27 protein-coding genes and 1 pseudogene are annotated in these 26,401 nt (G+C 64.5%); 15 read left to right on the top strand and 13 right to left on the bottom strand.

The annotated features are described in order from the left end of the window. Positions 1-209: 209 nt before the first annotated feature. Positions 210-1,628 carry a short-chain fatty acid transporter gene (locus CF161_RS16315; protein ID WP_020297710.1) on the bottom strand — a complete coding sequence of 473 codons (1,419 nt, stop codon included), beginning with the start codon at positions 1,626-1,628 and terminating at the stop codon, positions 210-212. Between the two features lie 114 nt (positions 1,629-1,742). Here CF161_RS16315 and CF161_RS16310 point away from each other — a divergent pair, with 114 nt between their 5' ends. Further along, positions 1,743-1,976: a hypothetical protein gene (locus CF161_RS16310; protein ID WP_020297709.1), complete on the top strand. Its 234-nt coding sequence runs from the start codon at positions 1,743-1,745 to the stop codon at positions 1,974-1,976. A 4-nt stretch (positions 1,977-1,980) separates the two neighbouring features. After that, a complete protein-coding gene (locus tag CF161_RS16305) occupies positions 1,981-3,378 on the top strand; it encodes a PLP-dependent aminotransferase family protein (protein WP_020297708.1) in 1,398 nt (465 codons plus the stop codon). Here the strand turns inward: CF161_RS16305 and panB are convergent. Beyond that, positions 3,354-4,181 carry a 3-methyl-2-oxobutanoate hydroxymethyltransferase gene (gene panB, locus CF161_RS16300; protein ID WP_020297707.1) on the bottom strand — a complete coding sequence of 276 codons (828 nt, stop codon included), beginning with the start codon at positions 4,179-4,181 and terminating at the stop codon, positions 3,354-3,356. The two genes, CF161_RS16305 and panB, sit on opposite strands and share 25 nt — an antisense overlap. A gap of 178 nt (positions 4,182-4,359) precedes the next feature. Here panB and CF161_RS16295 point away from each other — a divergent pair, with 178 nt between their 5' ends. Beyond that, positions 4,360-5,673 (top strand): MFS transporter, encoded by a 1,314-nt coding sequence (locus tag CF161_RS16295; protein WP_043229601.1) that lies wholly within the window; start codon positions 4,360-4,362, stop codon positions 5,671-5,673. 204 nt (positions 5,674-5,877) lie between these two features. After that, positions 5,878-6,378 (top strand): hypothetical protein, encoded by a 501-nt coding sequence (locus CF161_RS16290; RefSeq protein WP_177326780.1) that lies wholly within the window; start codon positions 5,878-5,880, stop codon positions 6,376-6,378. 18 nt (positions 6,379-6,396) lie between these two features. On the opposite strand, the gene CF161_RS16285 is transcribed toward CF161_RS16290, so the two are convergent. Beyond that, on the bottom strand, positions 6,397-6,825 hold the full coding sequence (locus tag CF161_RS16285) for a lysozyme inhibitor LprI family protein (RefSeq protein ID WP_020297704.1): 429 nt from the start codon (positions 6,823-6,825) through the stop codon (positions 6,397-6,399). Between the two features lie 364 nt (positions 6,826-7,189). Then, positions 7,190-7,864 carry a heavy metal response regulator transcription factor gene (locus CF161_RS16280; RefSeq protein ID WP_020297703.1) on the bottom strand — a complete coding sequence of 225 codons (675 nt, stop codon included), beginning with the start codon at positions 7,862-7,864 and terminating at the stop codon, positions 7,190-7,192. A 406-nt stretch (positions 7,865-8,270) separates the two neighbouring features. Here CF161_RS16280 and CF161_RS16275 point away from each other — a divergent pair, with 406 nt between their 5' ends. The 3 genes from CF161_RS16275 to CF161_RS16265 all read left to right on the top strand — a co-directional run bounded on the left by CF161_RS16275 (position 8,271) and on the right by CF161_RS16265 (position 14,007). Continuing rightward, entirely contained in the window at positions 8,271-9,530 is a 1,260-nt protein-coding gene (locus CF161_RS16275; RefSeq protein ID WP_020297702.1) for a TolC family protein, read from the top strand. A 135-nt stretch (positions 9,531-9,665) separates the two neighbouring features. Continuing rightward, entirely contained in the window at positions 9,666-10,835 is a 1,170-nt protein-coding gene (locus CF161_RS16270) for an efflux RND transporter periplasmic adaptor subunit (protein ID WP_020297701.1), read from the top strand. A gap of 25 nt (positions 10,836-10,860) precedes the next feature. Beyond that, positions 10,861-14,007 (top strand): CusA/CzcA family heavy metal efflux RND transporter, encoded by a 3,147-nt coding sequence (locus CF161_RS16265; protein ID WP_020297700.1) that lies wholly within the window; start codon positions 10,861-10,863, stop codon positions 14,005-14,007. A 91-nt stretch (positions 14,008-14,098) separates the two neighbouring features. Here the strand turns inward: CF161_RS16265 and CF161_RS16260 are convergent, their stop codons facing one another. The 3 genes from CF161_RS16260 to CF161_RS16250 form a co-directional block, all read right to left on the bottom strand. Continuing rightward, the gene (locus tag CF161_RS16260) at positions 14,099-14,593 is read right to left on the bottom strand and encodes a transposase (RefSeq protein WP_020297699.1); all 495 of its coding nucleotides are present in this window, start codon (positions 14,591-14,593) and stop codon (positions 14,099-14,101) included. 186 nt (positions 14,594-14,779) lie between these two features. Further along, a complete protein-coding gene (locus CF161_RS16255) occupies positions 14,780-15,001 on the bottom strand; it encodes a hypothetical protein (RefSeq protein ID WP_020297698.1) in 222 nt (73 codons plus the stop codon). A gap of 178 nt (positions 15,002-15,179) precedes the next feature. Further along, the gene (locus CF161_RS16250) at positions 15,180-16,508 is read right to left on the bottom strand and encodes an OprD family porin (protein WP_020297697.1); all 1,329 of its coding nucleotides are present in this window, start codon (positions 16,506-16,508) and stop codon (positions 15,180-15,182) included. 321 nt (positions 16,509-16,829) lie between these two features. Between CF161_RS16250 and CF161_RS16245 the strand changes: the two genes are divergently transcribed. Beyond that, positions 16,830-17,162, top strand: a complete 333-nt coding sequence (locus CF161_RS16245) for a DUF2790 domain-containing protein (protein ID WP_020297696.1) — start codon at positions 16,830-16,832, stop codon at positions 17,160-17,162. A gap of 15 nt (positions 17,163-17,177) precedes the next feature. Here CF161_RS16245 and CF161_RS16240 read toward each other — a convergent pair whose 3' ends face one another. Beyond that, positions 17,178-17,687 carry a RidA family protein gene (locus CF161_RS16240; protein ID WP_020297695.1) on the bottom strand — a complete coding sequence of 170 codons (510 nt, stop codon included), beginning with the start codon at positions 17,685-17,687 and terminating at the stop codon, positions 17,178-17,180. A 213-nt stretch (positions 17,688-17,900) separates the two neighbouring features. On the opposite strand from CF161_RS16240, the pseudogene CF161_RS33680 reads away from it, so the two are divergent. The 3 genes and pseudogenes from CF161_RS33680 to CF161_RS16230 form a co-directional block, all read left to right on the top strand. Then, positions 17,901-18,671, top strand: a pseudogene (locus CF161_RS33680) (PAS domain-containing protein); the annotation flags it as partial. A 114-nt stretch (positions 18,672-18,785) separates the two neighbouring features. Beyond that, positions 18,786-19,217 (top strand): methyl-accepting chemotaxis protein, encoded by a 432-nt coding sequence (locus CF161_RS33675; RefSeq protein WP_371106533.1) that lies wholly within the window; start codon positions 18,786-18,788, stop codon positions 19,215-19,217. A 130-nt stretch (positions 19,218-19,347) separates the two neighbouring features. After that, positions 19,348-19,944, top strand: a complete 597-nt coding sequence (locus CF161_RS16230) for a flavin reductase family protein (RefSeq protein WP_020297693.1) — start codon at positions 19,348-19,350, stop codon at positions 19,942-19,944. A 17-nt stretch (positions 19,945-19,961) separates the two neighbouring features. On the opposite strand, the gene CF161_RS16225 is transcribed toward CF161_RS16230, so the two are convergent. From CF161_RS16225 to CF161_RS16215, 3 genes are read right to left on the bottom strand one after another with little or no spacing between them, the layout of a single operon-like run. After that, on the bottom strand, positions 19,962-20,510 hold the full coding sequence (locus CF161_RS16225; RefSeq protein WP_020297692.1) for a GNAT family N-acetyltransferase: 549 nt from the start codon (positions 20,508-20,510) through the stop codon (positions 19,962-19,964). A 23-nt stretch (positions 20,511-20,533) separates the two neighbouring features. After that, positions 20,534-20,926, bottom strand: coding sequence for a hypothetical protein (locus CF161_RS16220; RefSeq protein ID WP_020297691.1), 393 nt, complete (start codon positions 20,924-20,926; stop codon positions 20,534-20,536). 37 nt (positions 20,927-20,963) lie between these two features. Further along, a complete protein-coding gene (locus tag CF161_RS16215; RefSeq protein WP_020297690.1) occupies positions 20,964-21,848 on the bottom strand; it encodes a LysR family transcriptional regulator in 885 nt (294 codons plus the stop codon). Between the two features lie 95 nt (positions 21,849-21,943). On the opposite strand from CF161_RS16215, the gene CF161_RS16210 reads away from it, so the two are divergent. Continuing rightward, entirely contained in the window at positions 21,944-23,353 is a 1,410-nt protein-coding gene (locus CF161_RS16210) for an MFS transporter (RefSeq protein ID WP_020297689.1), read from the top strand. 9 nt (positions 23,354-23,362) lie between these two features. On the opposite strand, the gene CF161_RS16205 is transcribed toward CF161_RS16210, so the two are convergent. Then, the gene (locus CF161_RS16205; RefSeq protein WP_020297688.1) at positions 23,363-23,758 is read right to left on the bottom strand and encodes a cupin domain-containing protein; all 396 of its coding nucleotides are present in this window, start codon (positions 23,756-23,758) and stop codon (positions 23,363-23,365) included. A gap of 80 nt (positions 23,759-23,838) precedes the next feature. After that, positions 23,839-24,648 carry an AraC family transcriptional regulator gene (locus CF161_RS16200; RefSeq protein WP_020297687.1) on the bottom strand — a complete coding sequence of 270 codons (810 nt, stop codon included), beginning with the start codon at positions 24,646-24,648 and terminating at the stop codon, positions 23,839-23,841. Between the two features lie 138 nt (positions 24,649-24,786). On the opposite strand from CF161_RS16200, the gene CF161_RS16195 reads away from it, so the two are divergent. The 3 genes from CF161_RS16195 to CF161_RS16185 all read left to right on the top strand — a co-directional run bounded on the left by CF161_RS16195 (position 24,787) and on the right by CF161_RS16185 (position 26,399). Next, positions 24,787-25,428, top strand: coding sequence for a LysE family transporter (locus CF161_RS16195; RefSeq protein WP_020297686.1), 642 nt, complete (start codon positions 24,787-24,789; stop codon positions 25,426-25,428). 48 nt (positions 25,429-25,476) lie between these two features. Further along, entirely contained in the window at positions 25,477-25,956 is a 480-nt protein-coding gene (locus CF161_RS16190) for a GNAT family N-acetyltransferase (protein ID WP_020297685.1), read from the top strand. An 89-nt stretch (positions 25,957-26,045) separates the two neighbouring features. Further along, positions 26,046-26,399, top strand: coding sequence for a gamma-glutamylcyclotransferase family protein (locus CF161_RS16185; protein ID WP_020297684.1), 354 nt, complete (start codon positions 26,046-26,048; stop codon positions 26,397-26,399). Positions 26,400-26,401 lie beyond the last annotated feature (2 nt).

Here is a 26,401-nt window from a genome sequence, read left to right as displayed (position 1 = left end):
ACGGTAGCAACCCAATATGACGGAAAGACTACAAAGCGGATCTAGGATGAAGCTGTAGTTGGCGGGGAAAAGTCCGAAATAGCTGTAAGCCAAATGCTGCGGTCGGCCAGCCAAGCACAGCACGGTGAGCGGGGCCCGTGCTGGGGTGGATATTCGGCAGGCCGGCTGCGACGGCACCTTTGCCGTCGCAGCCCGCTCGCCAAGCGGTCTTAGGGCAATACCGGTGGCGTATAGGCCAGGGTGGTGCCCAAGGCCCAGAGCAGCACCAGCACCAACGGCGCGTGCACCAGCAATTGCACAAAGGAAAAACCGATAAGGTCCCGGGCCTTGAGCCCAAGCACGCCCAATAGCGGCAGCATATAGAAGGGGTTGATCAGGTTCGGCAGGGCTTCGGCGGCGTTGTAGATCTGCACCGCCCAGCCCAGGTGGTATTGCAGGTCATTGGCCACCTGCATCACATAAGGCGCCTCGATGATCCACTTGCCACCGCCCGAGGGAATAAAGAACCCCAGCACGGCCGAGTACACGCCCATCAGCAGCGCGTACGTATCGTGGGAGGCGATCTGCACGAAAAAGGTCGAGATATGGTGGGCCAGGGTCTGGCCGTCGACCCCCTTGACCACCGTCATCAAGGCCGCAATCGAACCGTACAGCGGGAACTGGATCAGCACCCCGGTGGTGGTCGGCACCGCGCGCGCCACGGCATCCAGAAAGCTGCGCGGGCGCCAGTGCAGCAGGGCGCCGAGCATCAGGAACAGAAAGTTGTAGGTGTTGAGCCCGGAAATCGCGGTGATCGCCGGTTTGGTCGAGAACTCATGGAACAGCCAACCACCCGCCAGGACCACCAGGGCAATGGTCAGCAGCGGGCTGTACTCCAGCCATTCCCCGGGGCGGGTGCGCGGTTGCGGTGCCGGCATGCTGAAGCTGGGGTCGACGCCGCAGGCCTGGGCATCGCGGGCCGAATTCGGGCCGGGAGCGGTGGCGTAGGCGATGACCAGCGAGACCACGATCAATGCCAGCAGCAACACGCCGGACTGCCAGAGAAAAATGGTCTGGGTGAAGGGAATCACCCCGGTGATCGACAGGATCGACGGCGGCAGGCTGCCCGGGTTGGCCTGCAACTGCGCGGCCGACGATGACAGCCCCAGGGCCCAGACGGCCCCCAGCCCCAGGTAGGCGGCGGCACCGGCGGCGCGGTAATCCATGCGCAGGTCGGTGCGCCGGGCCAGGGCGCGCACCAGCAAGCCGCCGAATACCAGGGACAGGCCCCAGTTGAGCAAGGAGGCGACCATGGAGATCAGCGCCACCCAGGCCACGGCCGAGCGGCCGTTGTTCGGGATGCGCGCCAGTTTGTCGATCAGTTTCACCGCCGGTGGCGAACTGGCGACCACGTAGCCGCCGATCACCACAAAGGCCATCTGCATGGTGAACGGGATCAGGCTCCAGAACCCGTCACCAAACGCCATGGCGGCGTCGGTGGGCTTGGCGCCCATGGCCAGGGTGGCGAGGGCGACGATGATCACCGCCAGCGCGGCGAACACCCAGGAGTCGGGGAACCAGCGCTCGGCCCAGCTTGAACAGCGCAGGGCAAAGCGGGCGGAACGGCTGTCTTCGATGTCTGCGGACACGGAAATACCTCAAGTGTTTTTATGTTTGTCAGGAGGTCGGGCGTCAGGGCAGGAGGCGTCCGATAACTGTGCAAGAATGCGGCAATTGGGAACCACTGCAAAGGATTGAAGGACATGTCATTTCCCCCTGAAGAACGTCAGGCTCTGCTCAAGGTCAAGGGTGTCGGAGCCACCGTGGTGTCGCGCCTGGAGCAACTGGGCTTCAATTCCCTGGCGCAGTTGGCGGTGGCCGATGCCCTGGAGATCGTCACCCAGGCCGCGTCTCTGGTGGGCTCCAACTGCTGGAAAAACAGCCCCCAGGCCCGCGCGGCGATCCAGGCCGCCATCGCCATGGCCAGGGATGCCTGAGCCGGTGAGTCGTGAAACCCCCTTCGCCTATCAGGCGGTGTACCGCTACCTGGTTGAGTGGATCGACAATGCCAGCGAGGCCGAGCAGCGCCTGCCCTCGCTGCGAGCCCTGGCGCTGCGGCTGAAGGTCTCGATCTCCACCATCAAGCATGCCTACGCCTTGCTTGAAGACCAGGGGCGCATCCAGTCCCGGCCCAAACAGGGCTATTTCCGGGTGCCGCTGGCGCCGGCGCAACTGCCGGTGGATGGGCCGAGCCTGATCGACAGTGTCTATGCCCAGGCGCGCCAGCCCGGCATGTTGGCGCTGTGCAGCGATGCGCCGGGCATATTGCTGTCCCTGGAAAACCCGTTGCTGATGACCGAGCGCGAGCTCACCCGGCAATACCCGCGCTCCCAGGCGCCGCCGTTCCAGCCCTTTGGCGAACCCGAACTGCGCAGCGTCCTGGCCGAGCGCTACACCCGCTCTACCACTGACTATTGGCAGGCCGAACAGGTGTACCTGGGGCCGGACCTGCGCAGCCTGCTGGAGCTGGCGCTGCATGCCCTGGAGCTGACGGGCAGCGTGGCGCTGGTGGAGTCGCCCTGTTCCTGGGCGATGTTGCGCCAACTGCGCGCCGCCCATATCCGGGTCATCGAACTGCCTCTGGACCCTACCGGGCGTTTCGATCAACAGCAGCTGCAAGACCTCCTGCAACGTGAGCCGGTGCGCCTGGTGGTGCTGTCATCGACCTTCAGCGTGCCACACGGCAGCCTGATGCCGGCCGCCGACAAACAACGGTTGTGCCGCTGGCTGGACGAGCGGGGTATCTGGCTGTTCGAGAACGACAGCTATGGCGAGTTTTGCTTCAGCCCGGCCCCTGTGCGTTTTCGTGACTACGCCAACCCCGAGCGGCTGTTGGTGTTTGCCACGTGCGACAAGCAAATCGGCGCCGAGGCTCCGTTCAGCTACGTGCTGACCCGGGGCCATGGCCAACGCCTGCATCGGCAGTTTCTCGAGCGTGCCTTTCGCTTGTCGCCGCTGCGCCAGCAGGCCCTGGCCCGGCTGTTCAGCTCCGGGCGGGTCGACCAGCATCTGCTGAAACTGCGGGTGCTGCTGCGCGAGCGCATGGGCCAGATGCAGGGCTTGCTGCAGGAACACGCCGCCCAGCAATTGCGGGTACAGCCAGCGGCCGGTGGCGCGACCTTATGGGTCGAGGCCCTGCGCCCGGTAGAGATGTGGCAGGTGTACCAGCGCCTGCTGGCCCAGGGCCTGGTCATCGCCCCCGGGCCAATGTTCAGCCAGCAGGGCCTGTGGCGGCATCACCTGCGCCTGAGCTACACCCTCGACTGGCGCCAGGACATCCCCGGCGCCATCCAGGCCCTGGCCCAGGCAATCGATCAGGAACCCTGTTCGACTCCATAGCAGTGCCGCGCTTCGGGAAACTGCCCGTCGCGCACTTCGGCGGCAAAGCGCTCGCAGGCCTGGCTGATCAGCGCGGCGGCATCGGCGTACTGCTTGACGAAGCGCGGCACCTGCTCACCGCCCAGGCCCAGCAGGTCCTCGGTGACCAGCACCTGGCCGTCGCAGGCGGGGGAGGCGCCGATGCCGATGGTCGGCATGGCCGAGAACTCGCTGATGCGCCGGGCCACCGGTTCCGCCACCCCTTCCAGCAGCAAGCTGAAGGCGCCCGCGGCGAGGTGGGCCCGGGCGTCTTCTTCGATCGCCCGGGCCGTGGCTTCACTCATGCCCTGGGCCTTGAACCCGCCCATGGCGTTGACGTACTGCGGCATCAGGCCGATGTGGGCCATCACCGGAATGCCCCGTTGCACCAGAAACTCCACGGTCGGCGCCAGGGCCTTGCCGCCTTCGAGCTTGATCGCATCGCAGCCGGTGCGCGCCAGCACCTGGGCGCAGTTGCGGTAGGCCTGTTGCGGTGACTCCTGGTAACTGCCAAACGGCATGTCGGCGATCACACAGGCCAGGCGGGTGCTGGCGACCACGGCGCGGCTGTGGGCGATGATTTCCTCCAGGCTCATGTCCAGGGTCGAGGTGCGACCGTAGCCGACCATGGCCGTGGAGTCGCCGATCAGCACGAAGTCGACGAAGGGGTCCATCAACCGGGCCATGTGGCTGGTGTAGGCGGTCAGGGAGACGATTTTCTGCCGGCCTTTCATCGCCACCAGTTGCGGTACGGTCAGGCGGCGGGTGCGGGTATGGATGCTCATGGCGGCTTTCCTGTTCTGCTGCGGTTTGGAAAGTTGCCGATTATTGCTGCTGCTCAAGGGGATTCAATGCACAGAAATTGGCTAAAAATAGACCCAGTTACGGGTTCGGGTTGTTCCAGGCGGTTTTTGCGTAGACCATTGGCGCCTTGGTTTCTGTCCCCCCTACAGAGTGACTGCTATGCCTTTGCCTCCAGAGACGCGACCGGCACCGTTTTCCCGGTCCGACTATAAAACCCTGGGTCTCGCGGCCTTGGGTGGCGCGCTGGAAATCTACGATTTCATCATTTTCGTGTTCTTCGCCCTGACCCTCAGCCAGCTGTTCTTCCCGCCGGAAATGCCTGAGTGGCTGCGCCTGCTGCAAAGCTTCGGGATCTTTGTCACCGGCTACCTGGCGCGGCCGCTGGGCGGGATCCTGATGGCGCATTTCGCCGATCGGCTGGGGCGCAAGAAGGTCTTCAGCCTGAGCATCCTGATGATGGCGCTGCCATGCCTGCTGATCGGCATCATGCCGACCTACGCACAGATCGGTTATTTCGCGCCGCTGCTGTTGCTGGTGCTGCGGGTGCTGCAAGGCGCCGCGGTGGGCGGCGAAGTGCCCAGTGCCTGGGTGTTTGTCGCCGAGCATGCGCCGCCTGGCCATCGCGGTTATGCCCTGGGTTTCTTGCAGGCCGGGTTGACCTTCGGTTACCTGATCGGCGCGCTGACCGCGACCCTGCTGGCCCAACTGTTCACCCCGGCCGAGATTCTCGATCAGGCCTGGCGCTATCCGTTTCTGCTGGGTGGACTCTTCGGCGTGATCGGCGTCTGGTTGCGCCGCTGGCTGAGTGAAACCCCGGTGTTCATGGCCATGCAGGCACGCCGCGAAACCGACGCCGAGCTGCCGCTGCGCACCGTGCTGCGCGAGCATCGACTGGCGATGTTGCCGGCCTTGATCCTGACCTGTGTCCTGACCTCGGCGGTGGTGGTGTTTGTGGTCATCACGCCGACCATGATGCAGAAAACCTTTGGCATGACCGCCAGCCATACCTTCGCCCTGAGCAGCCTGGGCATCGTGTTCCTGAATATCGGCTGCGTGCTGGCCGGGTTGATCGTCGATCGCATCGGTGCCTGGCGCACGGTGATGCTCTACAGCCTGCTGCTGCCCCTGGGCATCGGCCTGCTGTATGCCAGCCTGATCGGCGGCAGCCAGTGGGTCGGCCTGGCTTACGCGGTGGCCGGGCTCGGCTGCGGCGTGGTCGGCGCGGTGCCATCGGTGATGGTCAGCCTGTTTCCGGCGCGGATCCGCGTGTCGGGCATCTCTTTTACCTACAACATCGCCTACGCCCTCTGGGCCAGCACCACGCCGTTGCTGTTGATCGCGCTGATGCCCTGGAGCCCATGGGTGTGCGTGATCTATTGCGTGGTGATGGGCGCGGTGGGGGTGCTCAGCGCCGGGTATTTCGGTTCGCGCCTGCCCAGTGAGACACGCTCAGCCCTGCCATCCGGCTGCTGATCCTGGCGGAACGGGCCCTCCCGGAATCGACGTATTGCGAGACTGGCCCGTGCTAGAGCCTTCGCCGAGGGCTGGCTGTTTTGACTGGCCACGGCGCTGCAAAATTGCCTTCAGCCCTGGGCGATTTACCCGCTAATCTCCCCGAAACCCGTGGCCTGCACGGGCTTTTCGGGGGCTGTCTTGATTCGATCGACGCTGTGTTCCTTGAGAGACTTTTCCACGCTGGAGCCGCTGTTGCAGATGGCCCTGGTGTCGTTCGTGCTGGGCCTGGTGTTTGCCGGTATCGAACTGTGGACCCAGAGCGCACCCGACTACGACCTGGAGGGCGCCAGCGTCGAGACCTTCAGCGCCCGGGTGCTGGAGGTGGGCCCGGGACGGATCCTGCTTGAAGAAGCCGAAGGCGGCGAGGTGCTGGCGCTGACGATTGCGCGCGGTATCAGCCAATTGAACGCGGACCCGGCACGGCTCAAGGGCCAGACCCTGACCGTCAGCCATCTGCGCCACTACCTGCTCAGTTGCGGGCGCGAGGGCGAGGCCCTGTGCCGTGCACGCTGTTCCTCGGCCAGCAGCTGCCGGGACAGTCGCCGCGAATATGAATCATCGTTGAGCATGCTGTACGGCGCGTGGGCCGTGACCTTGGCCAGCCTGGGTGCCTATGCCTGGGGACAGCGCGGCCGCAGACCCTGGCGGGTCGGGGGCGAGTGACCGGGGCGGGTCGCGGCCTTAGCTGCAGCACTCCGGCAACCAGCGGTCCAGGTCCCGCGCCCGCTCGCGGCTCAGGCGGCTGACGCAGGTATTGATCAGGGTGGTGTGGGCCGGCGTTCCCGGCTGCACGTCAAACGCCTCGACCACGCAACTGGTGTCGCGGTATTTGATCCAGGCCCGTTGGGCGTTTTTCAGTTTGCCGAGGTAATCCTGCTCCAGCAGCGGCTGGCTCTGATACTGGTGTTGCAGGCGCCCGAGCAGCGCTTGATAGCTGGCGTTGAGGGCTGCATCGGCGCGGTCCTTGTCGAGCTGCGCACAGCGCTCAAGCTGAGCGCTGAGGGTGATCCGCGAACAATCGAGGTCATCTGCCAGGGCCGCCGACGCCGCACCCAGCAGTAAGGAAAACAGAGCGATGGAGAGCCGTGAAAGCCGGAGCGGGTGCAGCATGGCATGCCCTTGCGCGGATAAAAGAGCCGGCATTCTACAGCGCCTGCCAGCGCGAGGTATGTGCCTGGCGCGCCACAGCATGCCGTGGTTTGCCCCTGCGACTGCAACCGTCCCCGAACAGCCGGGTGCCGATCAGTTAAGCGCTAGAGCGAACGAAACATAACCTGTGGCGAGGGCGCTTGCTCCCGTGGGGCCGGCCGGGGCTCCGGGGCGTAGCAGTGCCCTTTTTGGGGCCGCTGCGCGGCCCAGCGGGAGCAAGCTCCCTCGCCACCCTGACAGTGCTGGCCCTTGACTGACTGGCAGTAGGCAACAGGCCGGATAAGCGCAGGATGAGGATTGCCTCACACCGGCGCCCGGCGGCCGCTCATTCACGTTCCTCAAGCACGTAGCCGACGCCGCGCAGGGTGTGGATCAGCTTGCTGTCGAACGGGTCGTCGATCTTTGCCCGCAGGCGGCGGATCGACACCTCGACCACGTTGGTGTCGCAATCGAAATTCATGTCCCAGACAAACGAGATGATCTGCGTGCGCGACAGCACCACGCCGCTCTGGCGCATCAGCAGGTGCAGCAGGGCGAACTCCTTGGTGGTCAGGTCGATGCGCTGCTTGCCGCGAAAGGCCCGGTGCCGGCCCTGGTCCAGCTCCAGGTCGGCCACCCGCAACACATCCGGGACCGGTGGCTGTTCACTGCGGCGCATCAGGGTGCGAACCCGGGCCAGCAGTTCGGGGAACTCGAACGGCTTGACCAGGTAATCATCGGCGCCCAGGTCCAGGCCTTTGATCTTGTCGGCCAGGCGCCCCAGGGCGGTGAGCATCATGATCCGCGTGGGGCTGCTTTCGCGTATGCGCTGCAGCACGCCCCAGCCATCCAGCAGCGGCAGGTTGACGTCGAGTATCACCAGGTCGTAGGCGTGCTGCAGGGTCAGGTGCAGCCCGTCCGCGCCGTTGTTGGCGCAGTCCACGACATAGCCGCTTTCGGACAGCCCCTGATGCAGGTAATCGGCAGTTTTGGGTTCGTCTTCGATAACCAGGATGCGCATGCTGAGTGAGATCTCGGAGTTGAAAGGCAGTTGCGACTTGAATACGTGATGCCGGCCTACCCCTGGTCGTTGTGATTTTGGTGGGGGATCAATCATCGGCCGCCGAGGCATTTCCGGATGCGAAATACACCGCAGGGAAGGCGTCGATTCGGCGCTGTTTGAGGGGGCGGATACTAATACAGAACCTTGAGCCAGAGCCTTGGCTAACGGATTTGTAATCTTTGCGCCACCCTGTTGATAAGTACCCGACGCTACATTTGGCCGGCATTCAATACCCTCCCTTTTAATGATTGAGCGGGGCGCGGTGTTGACTCAGCAGGCCGGTGCGAATGCCTTGGATGATTGGCCGGTCTCTGCTGTTTCAACCGTTGCGGCAACACTGCTTGTGCACAGGCCTGAATCAGTTATGCCCATCACCATGAGAATTTCCCTGCGGCGCCTGGTGGCCCTGTCTGGCGCCCTGTTATTGGCCAGCGTGGCGCTCGAACAAGCCCGGGCCGCCGAAGCATTGAGCCTGGACCAGGCCCTGCAGACCGCCGTCGCCAACAACCCGGAGCTGGCCGCGGCGCGCTGGGACGTCGAGATTGCCCAGGGTGCCCGACAACAGGCCGGACTTATCCCCAACCCGGTGCTGACGCTGGATGCCGAGGACACTCGCCGCGATTCGCGCACCACGGCCATCAAGATCAGCCAGACCCTGGAACTGGGAGGCAAGCGCGGGGCACGGATCGACGTCGCCAGCCGTGGCCAGGACGCGGTGGACCTGGAGCTGGAACGGCGGCGCAATCTGCTGCGCGCTGACGTGATCGAGGCTTTTTATGCGGCCTTGCGTGCCCAGGAGCGCAGCCAGTTGGCCGAACGGTCCCTGGCCCTGGCCGAGCGCGGCCTGAACGTGGCCCAGGGCCGGGTGACCGCGGGCAAGGCGTCGCCGGTGGAAGCGGCCCGGGCGCAGGTGCAGCTGTCGCAGATGCGCCTGGAGTCCAACCGCGCGCACATGGATCAGGGCAACGCCTATCGGCGCCTGGCCACGGTCAGTGGTGCATCCACTGTGGGCTTCAGCGCGGTTCAGGCCCCATCTCAGGTGCTGCCGAGCGTGCCGGCTTCCAGCGCGTTGCTGGCTCGGCTGGAGCAGACGGTCGAATTGCGCCTGGCCGAGATGGCGATCGTGCAGGGGGAAGCGGCCCTGGGCCTGGAAAAGTCCCAGCGCATTCCCGACCTGGATATCAGCCTGGGCAGCCAGTACGACGCCAGCGCTCGCGAGCGGGTCAACCTGGTGGGGCTGTCGATGCCGATTCCGTTGTTCAACCGCAACCAGGGCAATGTGCTGTCGGCCGCGCGCCGTGCCGACCAGGCCCGGGACCTGCGCAACGCCGCCGAGCTGCGCCTGCGCGGTGAAACCCGCGAGGCCCTGGACCAGTGGGCCACGGCCGAGAACGAGGTGCAGTCGTTCAACCGGGTGATTCTGCCCGCTGCGCAAAACGCCGTGGACAGCGCCACCCGTGGCTTCCAGATGGGCAAGTTCAACTTCCTCGAAGTCCTCGACGCCCAGCGCACCCTGATCGAGGCCCGCAGCCAATACCTGATGGCGCTGGCGCAAACCACCGAGGCCTGGGTGCGCATCGAGCGCATCTACGGCGACCTGACGCTGCTTGACCGCAGCCGCTGACAACCCATTGCCGCTGAGCGTGCGCAATCCCTGGCGCAATTTCTGGAGCAGCGCCGCCAGCTGTTTTCCATCACTGCAAACCTTAGGCGCCGCAGCGTTGTTCGCCGGCGGCACAGCGTTTTTTCAGGAGCACCCATGAACAACAAACGAAGCATTGCCATCGCCTTCGGCCTGGTCGCAGCGCTGGGCCTGGCCGGGCTGCTGTTGCAGCAACGGGCCGAGGGCCAGGCGCCTGCGGCCAGCGTCGAACCCGCGCCTGAAGAGCATGCCGAGGAAGAGGGCCTGCTCGAACTCAGCGCACAGCAGATTCAAGCCGCCGGGATCGAACTGGCCGAGGCCCAGCCGCGTCGCCTCAGTACCTTGCTGGCGCTGCCGGGCGAGGTGCGTTTCGACGAAGACCGCACCTCGCACATGGTGCCGCGTGCCGCCGGGGTGGTGGAGTCGGTGCAGGTCAGCCTGGGCCAGGCGGTCAAGCGCGGCGACCTGTTGGCGGTGATCGCCAGCCAGCAGATCTCCGATCAGCGCAGCGAACTGGCCGCCGCCGAGCGCCGGGTGCAACTGGCCCGCACCACCTTCCAGCGCGAGCGCCAATTGTGGGTCGAGCAGATTGCCGCCGAGCAGGATTACCTGTTGGCCCGCCAGGCGCTGCAAGAGGCCGAGATTGCCCAGGCCAATGCGCGGCAGAAGATGAATGCCCTGAGCGGCAGCGCCCAGTTGGTGGGCGGCAACCGCTATGAAATGCGCGCGCCATTCGACGCCGTGGTGGTGGAAAAACACCTGAGCCTGGGCGAGGTGGTCAATGAGTCCAGCGCCGCCTTCACCCTGTCCGACCTGTCCCGGGTCTGGGTCACGTTTGGCGTGTTTCCCAAGGACCTGGACAAGGTCCGGGTTGGCCAGGCGGTGACCGTCAGTTCCACTGAACTGGGGACCCAGGTGCAGGGCCAGGTGGCCTATGTCGGCAGCCTGCTCGGTGAGCAGAGCCGTACCGCCACGGTCCGGGTCAGCGTCGCCAACCCCCAGGACACCTGGCGCCCGGGCCTGTTTGTCGCGGTGCAGGTGGCCACCGACAGCTATGAGGCGGCGGTCACGGTGCCTCAGGCGGCGATTCAGACCGTGGAAGGGCAACCCTCGGTGTTCGTACGGGTCGACCACGGCTTCATGGCCCAGGCGGTGGTGGCCGGAGCCAGTCAGGACGGCGTGGTTGAAATCAAGCAGGGCCTGGCGGCCGGAGCCCAGGTGGCCAGCAACGGCAGCTTCACCCTCAAGTCCGAACTGGGCAAAGGCTCGGCCGAACACAGCCATTGAATGGCCCCTCATAGAGTGATTTCCCATGTTTGAACGCATCATTCAATTCGCCATCGAGCAGCGCATCATCGTCTTGCTGGCGGTGCTGCTGATGGCCGGGGTGGGCATCGCCAGTTATCAGAAACTGCCGATCGACGCGGTGCCGGACATCACCAACGTGCAGGTGCAGATCAACTCGGCGGCGGCCGGGTTCTCACCGCTGGAAACCGAGCAGCGCATCACCTTTCCCATCGAGACTGCCATGGCCGGCCTGCCCGGGTTGCAACAGACCCGCTCGCTGTCGCGCTCGGGGTTGTCCCAGGTGACGGTGATCTTCAAGGACGGCACCGACCTGTTCTTCGCCCGGCAACTGGTCAACGAACGCCTGCAGGTGGCGCGCGAGCAATTGCCGGCGGGCGTCGAGGCACTGATGGGGCCGATCTCCACCGGGCTCGGGGAAATCTTCCTGTGGACCGTGGAGGCCGAGGAGGGCGCGCTCAAGGACGACGGGACAGCCTACACGCCGACCGACCTGCGGGTGATCCAGGACTGGATCATCAAACCGCAATTGCGCAACGTGCCCGGGGTGGCCGAGATCAACACCATCGGCGGCTTTGCCAAGGAATACCAGATCGCCCCCGACCCCAAGCGCCTGGCCGCCTACCGCCTGACCCTGAACGATCTGGTGACGGCCCTGGAGCGCAATAACGCCAACGTCGGCGCCGGTTATATCGAGCGCAGCGGCGAGCAATTGCTGATTCGCGCCCCGGGCCAACTGGCCTCGATCGACGACATCGCCAACATCGTGATCAGCAGCAGCGACGGCACGCCGATCCGCGTGAGCAATGTGGCCCAGGTCCAGATCGGTCGCGAGTTGCGCACCGGCGCTGCCACCGAGAACGGGCGCGAGGTGGTGCTGGGCACGGTGTTTATGCTGATCGGCGAAAACAGCCGCAGCGTGTCCCAGGCCGTGGCGAAAAAACTCGAAGAGATCAACCGTTCGCTGCCTGCTGGGGTGGTGGCGGTCACGGTGTACGACCGCACCAACCTGGTGGAAAAAGCCATCGCCACGGTGAAGAAAAACCTCTTCGAAGGCGCGTTGCTGGTGATCGTGATTCTGTTCCTGTTCCTGGGCAATATTCGCGCGGCGCTGATTACCGCGATGGTGATCCCGCTGGCGATGCTGTTCACCTTTACCGGGATGTTCAGCAACCGGGTCAGTGCCAACCTGATGAGCCTGGGGGCCCTGGATTTCGGGATTATCGTCGACGGTGCGGTGGTGATCGTCGAGAACGCCATTCGCCGCCTGGCCCATGCCCAGCGTCACCACGGCCGCATGCTCACCCGCTCCGAACGCCTGCATGAAGTGTTCGCCGCAGCCAAGGAGGCGCGGCGGGCGCTGATCTTCGGCCAGCTGATCATCATGGTGGTGTACCTGCCGATTTTCGCCCTGACCGGGGTCGCCGGAAAAATGTTCCACCCCATGGCCTTTACCGTGGTGATTGCGCTGCTGGGGGCGATGATTCTCTCGGTGACCTTCGTCCCGGCGGCCATTGCCCTGTTTGTCACCGGCAAGGTCAAGGAAGAAGAAAACCTGGTCATGCGCAGCGCGCGCCGGGCTTACGCACCGGTGCTCGATTGGGTCATGGGCAACCGCTCCCTGGCATTTGCTCTGGCGGTGTTGGCCCTGGTCGGGTCCGGGGTAGTGGCGAGCCGCATGGGCAGTGAATTTATCCCCAGCCTCAGCGAAGGCGACTTCGCCCAGCAAGCCCTGCGCGTGCCGGGCACCAGCCTCACGCAATCGGTGGAGATGCAGCAGCGCCTGGAGCGGACCCTGATGGCCCAGGTGCCGGAAATCGAGCGGGTGTTCGCCCGCACCGGCACTGCGGAAATCGCCTCCGACCCGATGCCGCCGAACATCTCCGACAGTTACCTGATGCTCAAGCCCAAGGCGCAATGGCCGGACCCGGACAAGTCGCGGGAAACCCTGATCGCGGATATCCAGCGTGCCAGCGCGATAGTGCCGGGCAGTGCCTATGAGCTGTCGCAACCCATTCAGCTGCGCTTCAACGAGCTGATTTCCGGGGTGCGCAGCGACGTCGCGGTCAAGGTCTTTGGCGATGACATGGCGGTGCTCAACAGCACTGCCGCCGAGATCGCCGAGACCTTGCAGAAGCTCGAGGGCGCCTCGGAGGTCAAGGTCGAGCAGACCACCGGCCTGCCGGTGCTGACCATCAATATCGACCGCGACAAGGCCGCGCGTTTCGGCCTCAACGTCGGCGACGTGCAGGACACCATTGCCGTGGCCGTGGGTGGGCGCCAGGCCGGCACGCTGTACGAGGGCGACCGGCGCTTCGACATGGTGGTGCGCCTCTCGGATGCCTTGCGCACCGATATCGACGGGCTGTCGCGGCTGCTGATCCCGACCCCGGCCCGGGCGGGCAGTGATTCCGGGCAGATCGGCTTTGTCGCGCTGTCGGAGGTGGCCAGCCTGGACCTGGTGCTGGGGCCGAACCAGGTCAGCCGCGAAAATGGCAAGCGCCTGGTGATCGTCAGCGCCAACGTGCGTGGGCGTGACATTGGCTCGTTTGTCGACGAGGCCACGCGACGGATTGCCGAAGAAGTGAAAGTCCCCGCCGGCTACTGGACCAGTTGGGGTGGGCAGTTCGAACAACTGCAGGAAGCCACCCAACGCCTGCAGGTGGTGGTGCCGGTGGCGCTGCTGCTGGTGTTTGGCTTGCTGTTCATGATGTTCAACAACCTCAAGGACGGCCTGCTGGTGTTCACCGGCATTCCCTTTGCCCTCACGGGCGGGATCATGGCGCTGTGGCTGCGGGACATTCCGCTGTCGATCTCGGCCGGGGTGGGCTTTATTGCCCTGTCCGGGGTGGCGGTGCTCAACGGCCTGGTGATGATTGCGTTTATCCGCAACCTGCGTGAACAGGGAAGGCCCTTGGCGCTGGCGATCAACGAAGGCGCACTGACCCGCCTGCGCCCGGTCCTGATGACCGCGCTGGTGGCGTCCCTGGGCTTCATCCCCATGGCCCTGGCCACCGGCACCGGCGCCGAAGTCCAGCGCCCGCTGGCCACCGTGGTCATCGGCGGCATCCTCTCCTCGACCATCCTCACCCTCCTGGTCCTGCCCGCCCTCTACCACTGGGCGCACCGCAAGGAAGAGCAGGTAACCACCTGACCGTAGCCGCCGGACGCTGCCCCTCAAAAACGCCGTGATGACACCTGACACCACACGGCGCTTTTCCGGGGCTGCGGTAACCGCGATGGTGTTAGCGCCAGGCGGCATCCCATAGGGGGTATTCGCCTACCCGTCGTGCCAGCCCCGCACGCACGGGGTTGAAGATGATGTAACGGGCGATGGTTTTAAGGTCTTCGTCCTGGCGTACGGCGCGTTGGTGGTAACCCTTTTGCCAGACGTGGCCGTGGCTGTGGGTTGTGTGATTAAGGCTCAAGCTGCTTCTGGACTTGAGCGGGCACATAACCACACCAAGCGAGCGCGCCTGCAACTCGAACAGCCAATGAATGTGGACGGGTATGACCACCCAGGCCAGGGAGTGTGTATGCCCGGCTTGGTCCTGCCTGCGCAGCTGGTCGATCACCAGGTGCCCCAGGTGAACGTCGCGCAATATAGGTTTTCGCTGATTTGTCACGGCCGTTAGGGAATAGACCTGGCTGATTTGTGAGTGGCGCACCTTGAGCAGGTGATACCCCTTGGTTCGGAAAAACACTCCCTTGCCCTTCAGAGCGGGTGCATGAATCTTCACCCTAGTTCCGGGACCTCCTGTTAACAGAAGTAACCGTTAAGCAGATATTTCCTGTAGCCGCTACAGGCGCCGGACGAAAAACCGAGGGCAAAAAAAAACGCCCCTGATGGGGCGTTAAAAATTCATCTCTTTCCAAAGGAGCATCCAAAAACGCTTCAGAGATGAATGTGCTCTGGAGAACCTGCGTCAGATTTTTTCGTCAGCCGCGGAGGGCTTCGGGGCGCTGGGTTCGGCTCTGTCTTCGCTGCCACTGGCGGCGACTTGCTGGTTGTTGTCGCCGTGGATCTGTTCCTGTCCGAGCAGGAAGCTATCCCGTTCCAGCTGGGAGCGTTCGCTGCCATCAGCGGCCAGTGCGGCGGTGGTGATCGTGGCCAGAAGGCCGATCAAAAACAGTTGGGCAGGCTGCATGCTATGACTCCTGTAAAGGGCCCTGCCGGCAGCGGAAAGGCTGCGGGCTTGAACCTGTTCTGGAGTATATGGAGCGCAACCTAACGAGAAGGTGAGGCCGATATTACAGTTCTGAAAGGTGTGAGTCTGTGAAGAAGTTTTAACGTCGGGCAGGCACCAAACCTGCCCGGCGCAAGGCTTAGAGAATCGCCAGCGGGTACTCGACGATCAGGCGAAATTCCTCGAGGTCGGACTCAAAGCGGCTGGAGCGAATCGTCGCCTGGCGGATGCGCAGCGACAGGTCCTTGAGGCTGCCTTCCTGCACCACGTACTTGGCTTCGATGTCGCGCTCCCAGCGGCGCTGGTCGGTCAACGGGTCGCCCGCCGCATCGCGACGCATGTACACCGAATTGGCGTTGCTGTAGTCGGCGCCGGTGCCTTTGGCGTAGCGGGTCATGAACGACAGGCCGGGAATGCCGAAGGTCTGCATGTCGAGGTCGTAGCGCACCATCCACGACCGTTCCTTGGGCGAATTGAAGTCGCTGTACTGGATCGAGTTGTCGAGGAAAATCGAGTCCGACTGGCGCAGGTAGTCGAAGTCGTCATCGCCATTGTTGCGCTGGTGGGACAGGGCCAGGGTATGGGCGCCGTAGGTTGCGCCGACCTTGGCGCTCCAGATGTTGTTGTCGAATTCGCCAAGCAGTTTTTTGCCCTCGTCGACGGCCTTGTAGTAGTTGAAACCGGCGAACAGCGCGAGATTCTCGGTGAGCGGATAGTTCGCGGCGGTGCCGAAGTAGTGCTGGTCCCAGGCGTCTTTCAGGCGGCTGCTGTAGAGGCTGAAACTGAGGTTGGGGTTGAGCTGATAATCGCCGCCGAAGTAGCCGACCCACGGCGAGTCGACCTTGCCCGCGTAGAAGGTCGCGAAGCCATCGCGCATGCCGCTGCTGTCGGGCTGGCTCATGGCGTGCAGCCGTCCGCCTTGCAGGGTCAGGCCATCGAGGCTGGTGTTTTCAACGGTGGCGCCGCGAAAGCTCTCGGGCAGCAGCCGCGAATCTCCGTAGTGCACCACCGGGGTTTTCGGGAACACGTCGCCCACCCTTACCACCGTGTCCAGCAGGCGCATTTTTGCCGCGCCACCGACCTTGGCGTATTCGTCAGCCGGGCGATTGTCGCTGTCGACCGGCAGCACGCCGAACGAGCCGCCCCCGCCGCTGCGCCCGGCGCCCGAGTCGAGCTTGAAGCCGTACATGGCAAATGCATCCAGGCCCAGGCCGACCGTGCCCTGGGTAAAGCCGGATTCGAAACGGCCGATCAGCCCCTGGGCCCAGGCCTCGGAGTAACCGTTGCCGGTGGGGCTGGACTGGCCTTTGCGGTCATCGCGATTGAAGTAGAAGTTACGGGCCAGCACGTTGAGGCTGCTGCCTTCGATAAAGCCTTCGGGCTTGTCGTCGGCCGCATTGACCGACACCGGGCCAAGCCCCAGTGCCGCGCAAAAAACGGACAACGACAAGCGGGTTTGAGTACGCATGGATTTCGCTCCTGAAGGGTGGCAGCTATCAACTTTCTTATCGTCAGAGACGTTCTTATTGGTCTGCTCGCGGCCGCGCTAAAAGCCGCACGGCGAGCCAGCGCGGATAGTTGCAAACGGCAGATAACCCGGGAGTGACGGGCGGATTACAATTTTGCAAGACCGGCAGGCAGCACCGCACCTGCGCTTGGGAAAAACGCGCTGTTTTCGGGGCGGGCACGGGAGGGCGGAGCGGGATGACAGAAATGTAAGGCGGCCGAGATCCTCCTGACAGGGTCGGCTGGCTATCCTCGCCAGCGTCATCCAGACGAGGAAACCGTCATGAAAGCAATCCAGTCAGTGATCGCCGCGTGGGTAGTGGGCCTGTCATCCGTGGCGTGGGCCGAGGGCGGCAGTGAGCGCACATTCCAGCGGGCGATGGAGGCGAACCAGCAAGCCATGGAGCGCTACGCCACACAGCAGGGCAAGCCGGTGCCGAAGGTCGAGTCCTATCGATATGGCATGAACCTGGATATTTCCCGGGTGGTCAGCATGACCCCGCCGCTCAAGTCCTGTGGCCTGGTGCCCTCGCGCATGACCTACGAGGACTCCGCCGGGCAATTGCGGACCGTCGAATATCAAGTGCAGGGCCAGTGCCGCAACAACGGCAGCTAACCCCGCGTGCAGGCTTCAATCTTCGGTGGTTTCGTGGGGCGCCGGGGCCGGTTCGAGGGCGACGATCATGTCCACTTCCACCGATGCATTTTTCGGCAACTGGTACACCCCCAGGGAGGTGCGAGTGTGCACCCCGGCCTCGGCGAACACCGAATACAGCAGGTCGGACGCCGCGTCGGCGACTTCGCTCTGTTGGGTGAAGTCGGCGGCGCTCTGCACATAGACGTTGATGCGCAATATCTGCTTGATGCGCTGCAGGTCCCCCAGGGTTTGCTGGAGAATGGCCAGCGCGCGCAGAGTGCAGATCCGGGCCGCGTGCCGGCCCTGCTCCAGGGAGACCTCGGCACCGACCCGGCCGACCACCATCACCGTGTTGTCGATGCGCGGAATCTGGCCACTGACGTACACCTCGTCGCCATGTTGCACGGTGGAGACATAGTTGCCGCCAATCCGCATCTCCCCCGCGAAACTGTGGCCGACGCGGGCTGCAGCCTGGTCGAAAAGCGCCTTGCGTGAATCATCCATTACTCAACTCCGTCGATCAGCGTGGATTGTGCCGGGCACGACTATAACCTCTGCCTGATGCCAGGCAAGAGGTCTGTTCGGGCGCCGGAATGTGGCCGGTACGCCGCTTGAAAGTATTTTTGTCAGACAAATCTCGATAGCTCTTCAGAAAAAACTTTCAGCGCCGATGGTTAGCTCAGAACTGCCACTTATTTCAGTCCATCGGTGCACCCCATGTTCAACAAACGCTTGAAGCAAGAGCTGTCGGCTCTTCGCGAAGAACTCTCGAGCCTGCAGCAAGTCAAGGAAAGCCTCGAAAGCGAGATGATGGTTATCACCCTGGATGCCGATGGACGGATTCACTCGGTCAACCACAACTTCGCTCAGGAGATGCTCTACAAGAGTGCCGATCTGCTCGGCCGCTCCCTGGAAGACCTGGTGCCGGAGCATGTTCGAAGCGATGAGTTTCACAAGCGTTTCAAGGTGTCCTTGACCCGTGGCGAACACTTCGCCGGCGCGGTGCGCCTGTTGCGCGGCAATGGCCAGGAAGCCTGGCTGCGCTCCATCTCGCAGCCGATTCGTGACTCGGCCGGGCGGATCAAGTATTTCGCGATTTACTGCAGCGACCTGACCCGCACCATCGAGGCCTCGCGCGAGCACGAAAACCTGATCGGCGCCCTGGTCCGCTCCACCGCGGTGATCGAGTTCGACCTCAATGGCCACGTGCTGTCGGCCAACGAGCGCTTCCTCAAGGGCATGGGCTACACCCTGGCGCAGATCCAGGGCAAGCATCACCGTATGTTCTGTGAGCCGCAGGAGTACAACAGCGCCGAGTACCAGGCGTTCTGGAAGCGCTTGAACAATGGCGAGTTCGTTGCCGAGCGCTTCAAGCGGATCGACAGCCATGGGCGCGTGGTGTGGCTCGAGGCCTCCTACAACCCGGTGCTCGACGCCAACAACAAGCTGTACAAGGTGGTGAAGTTCGCCACTGTGATCACCGATCAGGTCAATCAGGAAATAGCCGTCGCCGAAGCGGCCAACATTGCCTACAGCACCTCGCTGCAAACCGACAATAGCGCCCAGCGTGGCACCACAGTGGTGACCGAGGCGGTGAACGTGATGCGCGATCTGGCCAAGCACATGCAGCAGGCCGGCGACGGGATCGAGGCACTGAATGAGCAGTCGCTGGTGATCGGCACCATCGTCAAGACCATCAGCGGGATTGCCGAGCAGACCAACCTGCTGGCGCTCAACGCCGCCATCGAAGCGGCGCGCGCCGGTGAGCAGGGGCGTGGGTTTGCGGTGGTGGCGGACGAGGTGCGGCAATTGGCGTCGCGCACCAGCAAGGCCACCGAAGAGATCGTTGCCGTGGTGCGTCAGAACCAGGACATGGCCCGCGATGCAGTGGCCTTGATGGCCGAAGGTCAAAGCCAGGCCGAGCAGGGCCTGGCCCTGGCCGCCGAAGCCGGTACGGTGATTGTCGAGATCCAGGACGGCGCGCAAAAGGTCGTGAGCGCGGTCGGGCAGTTCGCCAACCAACTCTCCACCTGAGCCCGGGCCCAGGCCCATCCAACCCGCGTACGGCCCTGCACCGACGCGGGTTTTTTATCGCCTGGGCCCGGGGCTGGCCCTGGCCGATTACAGATCCCGCTACAATCGCGCTTTTGCCCAAGGAGCCAGCATGAGCCCATCCCAGCGTCGTCCGGTGCCGTTGTCCAAGGCCTATCGCCTGCTCAACCATGGCCCCACCGTACTGGTCAGCGCCGCCCACGACGGGCAGCGCAACATCATGGCCGCCGCCTGGGCCATGCCCCTGGATTTCGAGCCGCCGAAAGTCGCGGTGGTGCTCGACAAGTCCACCTGGACCCGCCAGTTGCTGGAGGCCGCAGGCACCTTCGTGCTTAACGTGCCCTGCGCGGCCCAGGCCGATATCGTGCAGACCGTCGGCTCCACCTCGGGCTTGGAGCTGCAACAGGGCGGTGGCGATAAATTCCAGGCCTACGGGCTACAGACCTTTGCCGCTGAACAGGTCGAGGCGCCGCTGCTGGAAGGGTGCGTGGCCTGGCTCGAATGCCGGCTGTTGCCCGAGCCGCACAACCATCAGCAATACGACCTGTTCCTGGCCGAGGTGATTGCCGCCCAGGCAGACTCGCGGGTGTTCAGCGACGGGCGCTGGCACTTCGAAGGGCATGATGCGCTGCGCACTTTGCACCACGTGGCCGGTGGCCATTTCCTCACCATCGGCGCGCCGCTCGACGGTCAACTGCTGAAGCCATGAACCCGCTACCGCCGTGATCAGGACCTGAACTCGCGGCGCAGCAGCGACAGTTGCAACAGGTCATGATGTCGGCCCGCCCAGTACCCGGCCTCGCGCAACCGGCCTTCCTGCTCGAACCCCAGGCGCTCCAGCAGGTGCAGGCTCGCCTGGTTCTGCGGGTGCACCAGGGCTTGCACGCGGTTCAACTGCATCTGTGCAAAACCCCAGGCCAGGACCGTGCGCAAGGTTTCGCCCATGATCCCCCGGCCCCTGGCGTCGGGAGCCAGGGCGAAGGCGACAAAGCAGCTGCGGTACTCGCGGCTCCATTTGAACAGGCCGCAGTCGCCGAGCAACTGGCCGTCCTGCCGGCATTCAATGCCCCAGCGGGTGCCGGGGGTGGCTTGCTGGCGCCAGGTGGCGAAGGTCTCGATCAGCGCCTGGGCCTGAGCCAACTCGGTAAGCGGGTCGCTGCCCAGCCATTGCATGGCCTGGGCGTCGCCATACATTTCGAGCAGCCTTGGCGCGTCTTGCGGCGTCAGTTCGCGCAGCAGCAGGCGCCGGGTTTCGCAGGTGGGGAAGTCGTTCACGCAAGGTCCTTGTCGCGGGGGATTCACGCGGGATAGCCGCCCAGGCGGGTGATGGTGAATGTCACGTATTCGCCGATCAGTGCCGGGTCGCTGGAGCGCACCACATCTTCGACCTGCAGCACCGCGCAATCGACCACCACCGGCGCGACGCTGACGATCCGGCCGTAGGCCTGGTAACGCCAGCCAGCGAGGTGCTCCAGGCCCTGGCGCTGCGGGTGCCCGGGGGAAAATATCTGCGCCCATGACTGGTTTTCGTCCAGCTCGGCCGAGAACTCGAAGTCAAAGCTGTCGCCGACCTGGGGCATGGTCTCGGCGCTGACGCTGAACTCATCCATGACGATAAAGCGCTGGCCTTGCACCTCCAGGCACGCTTCCAGGTAGGGACCATCGGTGGCAATCAGGGTGGCGCGGACCATTGAACTCTCCTTGTTTGATTAACGATGCAGCGACGCTTCAGCAGGCCGCGAGGCCCAGGGCCCGGGCGAAGGCCTGCAGCTTGGGCGCGCACTGGCGCGAGGGTGGATAGACCAGCGACAAGCTGCGGCTGCACCCGGAAAACCCCTCGAGGATCGGCACCAGGCGGCCGTCGGCCAAGGCGTCGTCGACCGCAAAGCTCATGACCTGGGCAATGCCGAAGCCGCCCAGCACGCCTTCCACCAGGGCATCGCCGATGTCGAAGATCAAGCGGCTGGGCACGCTGATCTCACGCAGCTTGCCGCCTTGCATGAACTGCCAATCCACCAGCCGTCCGCTGCGCAGGTTACGCACGGTCAGGCAGTTGTGCTGCTGCAATTGTTCCAGGGTCTGTGGGGTGCCGTGGCGCGCGAGGTAGTCCGGCGCGGCCACGGTGACCCAGTGCAGGGCCGGCAACGGGCGGGCGATCAGGCGCTGGTCCTGGATCTCGCCGGTGCGCAATACCGCATCGAAGCCCTCGTCGATGATGTCCACCAGGCGGTCGGTCATCACCGCCTCGATGCACAGCTCGGGGTGGCGCGCGGTGAGCTGGCCGATCAGCGGCATCACCACCTTGCGCCCGAACAGCGACGGGGTGCTGATTTTCAGCAGCCCGGTGGGTGAGTCGCGGCGATCCAGCAGCAGGTGTTCGGTGTGGGCCAGTTCCGCCAGCAGCGGCGCGGCGCGCTCCACCAGCACCTGGCCATCGGGGGTCAGGCTGACGCTGCGGGTATTGCGCTGCAACAGGCGCACCCCCAGTTGCTGCTCAAGGCGCGAAATAGCCCGGGACAGCCCGGACTGGGTCAGCCCCAGGTCGCCGGCGGCACGGGTGAAACTGCGGGTTTCGGCGACCCGCACCAGCAGGCGAACGGCATTGAGATCCATGATTTAAGTCATTACTGAAAGCGTGTGCAGCGTATTTATCATTTAACGCGCATCAATGACACTGGCCGCCGCTTTTTCCACACAAGGATTTCCCCATGCCCGCTTCTCTTGCGGCCAAGCCCTCGGGCTGGATGCTGTTGTTGCTGGCCACAGCGCAACTGATCATCGCCCTGGACGCCACTATCGTTTTTATCGCCTTGCCGGAGATTGGCCAGGAGCTGGGGTTTTCCGCGCAGCAATTGCAGTGGGTGGTCAGTGCCTACAGCGTGGCGTTTGGTGGCTTCCTGCTGCTTGGTGGGCGTGCATCGGACCTGCTGGGCAAGCGCCGTTTCTACATCATCGGCCAGGCGCTGTATGCCCTGGCGTCCCTGGCGGGTGGCCTGGGTGGCAGCGCGTTGTTGCTGGTGCTGGCGCGGGCGGTGCAGGGCGTGGGCGGGGCGATGCTGTTCCCGGCGACCCTGGCGCTGATCAATAGCCATTACGCCGAAGGCCCGGCGCGCAACCGGGCCTTTGCCGTGTGGAGCGCGGCGTCGGCTGCGGGGCTGGCCCTGGGGGCACTGCTTGGCGGTGTTCTCACGCAGTGGTGGGGCTGGGAAGCGGTGTTCCTGGTCAACGTGCCCCTGGCGGGCGCCTGCGCTTTGCTGGCCCGGCGCTGGATTCCGGCCGATGGGCGCCGCGCCCGTGGGCGGCAGTTCGATTTACCCGGCGCGCTGAGCGTGACCCTGGGGGGCACCTTGCTGGTGTTCGCCATCGTCCAGGGGCCGGAGTGGGGCTGGGCGGCGCCGGCCACCCTGGGTTGTCTCGGGCTGGCAATGGCCTTGCTCGGGCTGTTCGCCTGGATCGAGCACCGGGGCCGCGATCCGCTGATGCCGCTGCGCCTGCTCAGGCACCGCTCGCTGTGCATGGCCATGGTCCAGACCGCGTTGTTCATGAGCAGTTTTGGCGTGCAGTACTACTTCCTGACTCTGTATTTCCAACAGGTCTATGGCTACAGCGTATTGAACAGCGGCCTGGCGTTCTTGCCCTCGACCCTGGTCTGCACCTTTGGCATCTGGCTGGCCGAGCGCTCGCTGCTGCGGTTCAGCCTGCGCAGTACGTTGGTCAGCGGGTTGCTGGCTGGCGCCCTGGGCATCGGCCTGGTGTACCTGGCGCTGCCCACGGGGGCGGGTTACTGGAGCCTGCTGCCCGGGGTGATCGTGCTGAGCATCGGCCAAGGCATGACCTGGACCGCGATGTGGGTCTCGGCCGGGCAGGGCATTGCCGCCGGCGAACAGGGCGTGGCCGCGGGCATGGCCTCCACCAGCCAGCAGATCGGCGGCGCCCTGGGCCTGGCGTTGCTGGTGTCCCTGGCCAACACCGTCAGCGTCGACGGCGGCCTGGCCTACGGCCTGCAACTGGCGGTTGGGGTCAGTGCCCTGCTGGCATTGCTGGGCGCACTGTTGGCGTTGGGGCTGCGCAGCCCGCTGCCAGCGCCTGCGCCCGTGGGTGCAGCGCACGGCAGCTGAGCGCGGGGCTTAGATCCACACGTCATTGGCGGCGGTGCGTTCGCCGCCTTCATGGCCGGTGTTGCGCACGCCCTTGGGTTCGATCAGCAGCAGTTTCACTTCGTGCTCGGCAAACGGTTTGTGCTTGAGGCCCTTGGGCACGACAAACATCTCCCCCGGGTTGACGAACACCTGGCCATCGGGGAAGTCGATCCGCAGCTGGCCTTCGAGGACGATAAAGGTCTCGTCGGTGTCCAGGTGGTCGTGCCAGATGAAATCCCCCAGCAGCTTCACCAGCTTGAACTGGTAGTCGTTCATTTCGGCGATGACCTTGGCTTGCCAGTGTTCGCTGAACAGGCTGTGCTTCTGCGCGAAGTTCAGGCTTCGGTAGGGCAGGGTCGAGATGGGGCGGGTGGTCGTGGTCATGGCGCGGTTCCGGGCAATTGATTCTTGAGTGCCCAGAGTAGCCAGCGGCCTTTTGCGCTTCTTGTACGATTGTGCGTGGCTCAGCGGCCGTGCATTTTCAGCCAGCGGGCCGGGGGCAGGCCGTAGGTCTTGCTGAACTGGCGGGTCATGTGGCTCTGGTCGGTAAAACCGGCCATCAGCGCTGCGCTGACCAGCGACTGGCCCTGCATCAACAGGGCGCGCACCAGGTCCAGGCGGCGCATGGTCAGGTAGCGGTAGGGGCTGGTGCCGAACAACAGGCGAAAGTCCCGCGACAGGCTCCAGCGGTCGCGGCCGCTGTGCTCGGCCAACTCGTCGAGGGTGACGCTGCGCTCGAGGGCACCGTGGATCAGTTCGCGGGCACGTTCCGCCGCCAGGTAATCGAAGCGCTGGCGTTGCAGCGGCACGCCGGACACCGCGTTCAGCGCCTGGGCCAGGTCGAACAGGGCGTCTTGCTGTTCCAGCGGGTCGAGGGGGCTGTGCATGCTGCCCAGCAAGGTGTCGGTGGCGGCGGCCAGGCGCGGGTCGCTGGACAGGCCGTCCTTGATGAAGGGCAGCGGCTGGCCGCCGAGGATCTGCTGGATCAGCGCCGGCTCGACATACAGCATCCGGTACTGGAAACCTTCCTGGGTCCCGGCTTCGCCGTCATGCAGCTCGTCGGGGTGCAGGACCATGGTGGCGCCGGGCAGGCTGTGCCGCCAGCCGCCGCGGTACTGAAAACTCTGGACCCCGGCCAGGGTCCGGCCGATGGCGTAGGTGTCATGCCGATGAGGGTCATAGCCATGGCCCGAAAAAAACGCCTCGATACGCTCCAGCCCCTGGGCAGGGGGAGCGCGGTGAACCCAGTCGGTCGGGGGCGTTGGCTTGGCCATGGGGGCGGTCTTGGTGGCAGGGGCAAGGAACGCACGTTAACCCAAGGCGCAAGCGCTGTCAGCCGGCATACCGGTTGATCCACAGCCCCGGAGTGGAGTAGAACGTGCTCTCCCTTCTCCTCTCCCGGCGGTTGGCTCATGCAGCTCCCACACCTGATCTACGCGGCTCCCTTGCTTTCGCTGGCGTTGCTTTGGAGCGTTGCGGTCATCACCCCGGGGCCGAACTTCTTCACCACTGCGCAGCTTGCGGCCAGTTGCTCCAGGCGCCATGGCCTGTTCGCCGCCCTGGGCGTGGCCAGCGGCACCGTGCTCTGGGGCCTGGCGGGCGGTTTGGGGATCAAGTCGCTGTTCACCGCGGCGCCGGCTCTGTACCTGGCGTTCAAGATCGCTGGCGGCTGCTACCTGATCTACCTGGGGCTCAAGCAATTTCGCCGTAAACCGGCAGTGGCGGTCGACGCCAGTGGCCTGCCGCACGAGCCGACGCGCAGCCTGTTCTCGGCCTACCGCCTGGGCTTTTTGGGCAACATGACCAACCCCAAGTCGGCGCTGTTTGTCGCCACTATTTTTGCCACCTCGATGCCGGCGACACTGCCACCGCTGCTGTTGGCCCTGGCGGTGCTGACCATGGCGTCGCTGTCGTTCTGCTGGTATTGCAGCGTGGCGCTGTTTTTTGCCAGCAGCCGCGTGGCCGGGGCCTATGGCCGCTCACGCAAGTGGCTGGAACGTTTTGCCGGCAGTTGCTACATGCTGTTCGGCGCCCATTTGGTGGCCAGCCGCTGAGGCAGCGCGTTGGCGTAATGGCAGGACCTTGATGTCAGGAGACAGAGCATGAGCTTCAACTTCCGCGCGGCAGAAGAACGGGATATTCCACGGGTTTGCAGCTTCGCCCAAACCGAGCAGGACCTGTTCTTTTTCTTCCCGGCCGCCCATTGGCCGCTGACCCACGAGCAGTTGCGCGAGTCCATTGCCAAGCGCAGTGATTCAACGGTGATCGAGCGCGATGGCCAGGTCGTGGGTTTCGCCAACTTCTACCTCTGGGAAGCCCAGGGCACCTGCACCATCGGCAACGTCATCGTCGACCCCGAGGCACGCGGAACCGGGGTCGGCGCAGCACTGATCCTGCACATGATCGAGATCGCCGGCAGCCGGCACCAGGCCGCCGAGGTCACCCTGTCGTGCTTCAACAGCAACGTCGCCGGACTGCTGCTGTACCCGAAACTGGGCTTTGTGCCATTCGCCATCGAAGCCCGCAAAAACAAGCTGGACGAGCGTGTGGCCTTGATCCACCTGCGTTACGCGCCTGCGTGAATGCGTTAACGGGCGCGGGTCAGGAGTACCCCGCGCCTGGGTTGGAAAACCGCCCTTGGGGCACCGTGTTATCTATTCAGGAGGTACCGATGAGCGTGGCAACAGAAGCAACGGTTAACTTGTTTTCCTATGGCACCCTGCAAGACAAAGCCGTACAGATCGCCAACTTCGGCCGCGAGTTGAACGGCAGCGCCGACGCCATGCTGGGCTATGACCAGGCCTGGGTGGAAATCACCGACCCGCAAGTGCTGGCCGCCAGCGGCAAGACCCATCATCCGATCCTGCGCCCGGGCAGCGCGGCCAGTGCGCCGATCCCGGGCACCGTGTTCCAGATCACCCCGCAGGAACTGGCCGCCGCGGACAGCTACGAAGTGGCGGACTACAAACGCGTCAGCGTGGCGTTGCAGTCCGGGATTCAGGCCTGGGTCTACGTCAGCGCGTAAAG

The sequence above is a fragment of the Pseudomonas sp. CF161 genome (genome assembly GCF_000416215.1).
Lineage (GTDB): Bacteria > Pseudomonadota > Gammaproteobacteria > Pseudomonadales > Pseudomonadaceae > Aquipseudomonas.
This window is presented reverse-complemented; position numbering and strand designations above follow the sequence as displayed.

Bases quoted from the DNA above. Each gene is read 5' to 3' on its own strand.
- CF161_RS16265 (WP_020297700.1), top strand. From the start codon at position 10,861: ATGTTTGAACGCATCATTCAATTCGCCATCGAGCAGCGCATCATCGTC.
- CF161_RS16295 (WP_043229601.1), top strand. From the start codon at position 4,360: ATGCCTTTGCCTCCAGAGACGCGACCGGCACCGTTTTCCCGGTCCGAC.
- CF161_RS16205 (WP_020297688.1), bottom strand. From the start codon at position 23,758: ATGACCACGACCACCCGCCCCATCTCGACCCTGCCCTACCGAAGCCTG.
- CF161_RS16210 (WP_020297689.1), top strand. From the start codon at position 21,944: ATGCCCGCTTCTCTTGCGGCCAAGCCCTCGGGCTGGATGCTGTTGTTG.
- CF161_RS16250 (WP_020297697.1), bottom strand. From the start codon at position 16,508: ATGCGTACTCAAACCCGCTTGTCGTTGTCCGTTTTTTGCGCGGCACTG.
- CF161_RS16185 (WP_020297684.1), top strand. From the start codon at position 26,046: ATGAGCGTGGCAACAGAAGCAACGGTTAACTTGTTTTCCTATGGCACC.
- CF161_RS16230 (WP_020297693.1), top strand. From the start codon at position 19,348: ATGAGCCCATCCCAGCGTCGTCCGGTGCCGTTGTCCAAGGCCTATCGC.
- CF161_RS16195 (WP_020297686.1), top strand. From the start codon at position 24,787: ATGCAGCTCCCACACCTGATCTACGCGGCTCCCTTGCTTTCGCTGGCG.
- CF161_RS16280 (WP_020297703.1), bottom strand. From the start codon at position 7,864: ATGCGCATCCTGGTTATCGAAGACGAACCCAAAACTGCCGATTACCTG.
- CF161_RS16220 (WP_020297691.1), bottom strand. From the start codon at position 20,926: ATGGTCCGCGCCACCCTGATTGCCACCGATGGTCCCTACCTGGAAGCG.
- CF161_RS16285 (WP_020297704.1), bottom strand. From the start codon at position 6,825: ATGCTGCACCCGCTCCGGCTTTCACGGCTCTCCATCGCTCTGTTTTCC.
- CF161_RS16215 (WP_020297690.1), bottom strand. From the start codon at position 21,848: ATGGATCTCAATGCCGTTCGCCTGCTGGTGCGGGTCGCCGAAACCCGC.
- CF161_RS16255 (WP_020297698.1), bottom strand. From the start codon at position 15,001: ATGCAGCCTGCCCAACTGTTTTTGATCGGCCTTCTGGCCACGATCACC.
- CF161_RS16245 (WP_020297696.1), top strand. From the start codon at position 16,830: ATGAAAGCAATCCAGTCAGTGATCGCCGCGTGGGTAGTGGGCCTGTCA.
- CF161_RS33675 (WP_371106533.1), top strand. From the start codon at position 18,786: ATGCGCGATCTGGCCAAGCACATGCAGCAGGCCGGCGACGGGATCGAG.
- CF161_RS16310 (WP_020297709.1), top strand. From the start codon at position 1,743: ATGTCATTTCCCCCTGAAGAACGTCAGGCTCTGCTCAAGGTCAAGGGT.
- CF161_RS16200 (WP_020297687.1), bottom strand. From the start codon at position 24,648: ATGGCCAAGCCAACGCCCCCGACCGACTGGGTTCACCGCGCTCCCCCT.
- CF161_RS16190 (WP_020297685.1), top strand. From the start codon at position 25,477: ATGAGCTTCAACTTCCGCGCGGCAGAAGAACGGGATATTCCACGGGTT.
- CF161_RS16270 (WP_020297701.1), top strand. From the start codon at position 9,666: ATGAACAACAAACGAAGCATTGCCATCGCCTTCGGCCTGGTCGCAGCG.
- panB (WP_020297707.1), bottom strand. From the start codon at position 4,181: ATGAGCATCCATACCCGCACCCGCCGCCTGACCGTACCGCAACTGGTG.
- CF161_RS16275 (WP_020297702.1), top strand. From the start codon at position 8,271: ATGCCCATCACCATGAGAATTTCCCTGCGGCGCCTGGTGGCCCTGTCT.
- CF161_RS16240 (WP_020297695.1), bottom strand. From the start codon at position 17,687: ATGGATGATTCACGCAAGGCGCTTTTCGACCAGGCTGCAGCCCGCGTC.